Origin of the sequence: Mesorhizobium sp. M2A.F.Ca.ET.037.01.1.1, assembly GCF_003998075.1 — a bacterium.
Classification (GTDB): domain Bacteria; phylum Pseudomonadota; class Alphaproteobacteria; order Rhizobiales; family Rhizobiaceae; genus Mesorhizobium.
In genome coordinates this window covers 1-3,312 of record NZ_RZSA01000762.1, presented here as the reverse complement: position 1 = coordinate 3,312, position 3,312 = coordinate 1, and the positions used below count along the sequence as shown (strand labels likewise).

Genomic DNA, 3,312 nt, shown 5'->3' with positions numbered 1-3,312 from the left:
ACCCTGGTCATGTCGATCCAGCCGGAGCGGCTGGCGTCGAAGAAATCGGCCGAACCGACCTCGCCGAGGATGTCGCCGGTGCGCGCATCGGCCATCACCATGGCGATGGAAAGTTTCGGGCCAAGCTTCCTGGCGGCATCCCTTGCGACCTGCTCCAGCCCTTGCTGCACACTCCGGCGGATGGTGAGTTGCAGCGGCCTGCCGGGCACGGCCTTGGGCAGCATGGCGTAGGAGGCGTGCGCGGCCAGCGCCGGCAGTTTTCTGCGCAGGCCGGAGACGTCGTCTAGCGCCGCGCGCTGCGCTTCGCGTTCGCCGAGCAGGCCGGCCGAGACCATGCGGGTCAGCACGCGGTCGCGCGCGGCGTGCGCGATGCCGAGATTGCGGTCGGGCCGGCGCTTTTCCGGCAATTGCGGCAGCGCGACGAGGAGGGCGGCTTCCGAGACTGTGAGGCGCTTCGGCTCCTTGCCGAAATAGGCGAGCGAGGCGGCGCGCACGCCCTCGAGATTGCCGCCATAGGGCGCCAGCGTCAGATAGCGTTCGAGGATTTCCTGCTTGGAAAGCCGCCGCTCGATCTGGATGGCGCGCAGCATCTGCTTGAGCTTGGAGCCGAGGCTGCGGCTGTCGCGCGGCTCGATCAGCCGGGCGAGCTGCATCGACAAGGTCGAGCCGCCGGAGACGATATGGCCGCTGGTGACGAGCTGGCCGGCGGCGCGGCACAGCGCCAGAAGGTCGACGCCGCGGTGGTCCCAGAAACGTTTGTCTTCATAGGTGACCAGCATGTCGACGAATTGCTTGTCGACCTGGTCGAGCCGGGTCTCGAGCCGCCAGTAGCCGTCGGGCGTGGCGAAGGCGCGCAGCAGTTGGCCGTCGCGGTCCTGGACTTCGGTGGAGACCGTCAGCTTTGCCGGCAGCGGCGGCGGGAAGGCGCGGTCGAGTTCCCAGAGCGCGGCGAGGGAAAGTGCCGCGAGGCCGGCAAGCGAGATGCCTGCGATCGCGGTGCGTCTGAGAAATTTCCTGGAGAGCATGGCGCTGCCCCTCATCCGCCTGCCGGCACCTTCTCCCCGTATAGGGACGGGGAGAAGGATAGACCGGCGACCTCGCTATTCCGCCTTCACCTCCATCACGCCGGTGGCGGTGCGGGCCGAATATTGCGGCCGGTACATGTCCTCCACCGTCGCCGCCGGATGGGCGTAGGTGCCGGGTGTCACGGCGCGCACGACATAGGCCAGCGTGATGTTGCGGTCGCCGTCGCCTTCATTGGGATTGAAGGCGGCGACGAAGCGGTCGTCGCGGAACTCCAGATGCGCGGCGTCGGTCTGCGCCAGCCAGGAGAAGTTGGACAATTGCGCGCTGGAAACCAGGCTCGGATTGTCGATCTCGAAGCCGGCCGGCAACAGATCGGTGATCAGCAGCCGCGACGGCCACTTGTTCTGCTCGTAGATCTTGAGCACGACCACATAGCGCTCATTCTGCCTGGCTTCGGTGACGTTGGCCTCGGTGCCGTCGAGCTTGTAGTAGGTGCGATCAATGGTGAAGCCGTCGCCGCCGGCGGGCAGTGGATCGACCGGCGCGGCGACCGCGGTCACCACCGCCTGCAGCGACGTCGCGCCGGTGTTGGCGATGGTAAGCGGGCTGTCGACCAGGTCACCGCCGGCGACCTGGTCGGAATAGCCGCCCGAATGCGGCGCGCCATTGACGGAAAGCGTGATGGAATCATTGCCTTCCTTCAGCGCCCGCGCGGCAAGCAGCATCCAGGATTCGTCCTGCGTGCTCGTCCAGCGGGCATCGGCGCGCGCCACGCCGACCAGCTTGATCAGTTGCGGCATGATGCTGGGCACCGGCTTCGATTCCGCCGCCAGCGCCAGTATCGCCGCGCCGTCACGCAGCCGCGAGCCATAGTCGGAGCGGTACCAGTCGTAGTCGGTTTCAGACTGCGCCAGCCGGAGCGCCGTCTGGAAGGTCGATTCCGAACGCTGCGTGTCGCCGTAGAGCGCCAGGCTCGCCGCAAGTTGCGCGACCGCCATCGGGCTGGAGAAAGCTTCGAGCTGCGTGTCGGCGTAGTAGCGCAGGTCGCCTATCGAGGCCTCCTTGTTGCGGGCGAGCACATAGAGCGCGTAAGCGATATCGCTGCCCTTGTCCTGGACGTCCTGGTCGTAGCCTAGCGAGTTCTGCAGATTGTTCAGCGCCTGGTTCATCGCCAGCGCCGGCACATCGTACTTTTCCTCGCGCGCGCGGGTCAGGAACTCGCTGACATAGGCATCGAGCCACAGATCGCCGGAGCCCGGCCCCCAGAGGCCGAAGCTGCCGCTCGACGACTGATAGGAGAGCACCTTGTAGATGGCGTCCTGGATGCGTTGATGCAGGTCAGGGTCGCTCTCCATGCCGATGCTCTTGGCCATGTCGTTGACATAGAGCAGCGGCATGGCGCGGCTGGTGGTCTGCTCGGCGCAGCCATAAGGGTAGCGATCAAGGCTCATCAGCAGCGACGGCACGTCGAGCGCGGACGACTGCGAGACGCCGACGCTGACCGAAGCGCCGTCGAGCACGCTGGCGGCAAGCAGCTCCTTGTCGACCCGCAGCGAGCCGCCATGCGGCTTCAGGTCGACAACCATGCGGTTAGTGACCGGAAGCTGCGCCGGCCGCACCGGCAGATAGAGCGTCTGCTCGACCTGCGTGCCGTCGGCATGGGCGAGCTTGATGGTGATGGAGGCGTCGCCCGCGGTCTTCGCGACCAGCGGGAAGGTGAGCGACTGGCGCTTGCCCTGGGCGAGCGTCAGTTTTTCCGGCAACGGCTTGTCGCCGGTCGAAAGGTCGCCGGTGGTGGTGACGGACAGCGCGTAGTCGCCGGCCGGGCCATCGGTGTCGGCTATGTCGAGGCGCATGGTCGCCACATCGCCCGGCGCCAGGAAGCGCGGCAGGCCGGCGGTGATCACCACAGGATCGCGCACGATGACGTCGGTCTGGGCATGGCCGACGGCTTCCTTGGTCCAGGCGACCGCCATGACGCGCACGGTGCCGTTGAATTGCGGGATGTCGAAGTCGATCCGCGCCTTGCCGTTGGCGTCGAGCTCGACCGGGCCGGAGAAGAAGGCGACCAGCTTTTCGGTCGGCGGGCTGCCTTGCGCCTGCATGTTGGCGCCGTCGCCACCGGTGCGTATCTTGCCCATCGTGCCGAGCGAGCCGTCGATCAGGCGGCCATAGAGATCGCGGATCTCCAGCCCCAGCATGCGTTGGCCAAAGAACCAGTCCTCCGGATCGGGCGCCTTGTAGTTGGTGAGGTTGAGGATGCCGACGTCGACGGCAGCCACCATC

At 66.8% G+C, this 3,312-nt stretch carries 2 protein-coding genes; both read right to left on the bottom strand.

Annotated elements, in window-relative coordinates; all coding sequences use genetic code 11:
- Positions 1-1,025: transglycosylase domain-containing protein (locus tag EOA27_RS28530; protein ID WP_348639875.1), on the bottom strand; the 1,025-nt coding region annotated here is incomplete at its 3' end.
- A 75-nt stretch (positions 1,026-1,100) separates the two neighbouring features.
- Positions 1,101-3,312, bottom strand: a 2,212-nt coding sequence (locus EOA27_RS28525; protein WP_145970584.1) for an alpha-2-macroglobulin, incomplete at its 5' end; no start/stop codon positions are given.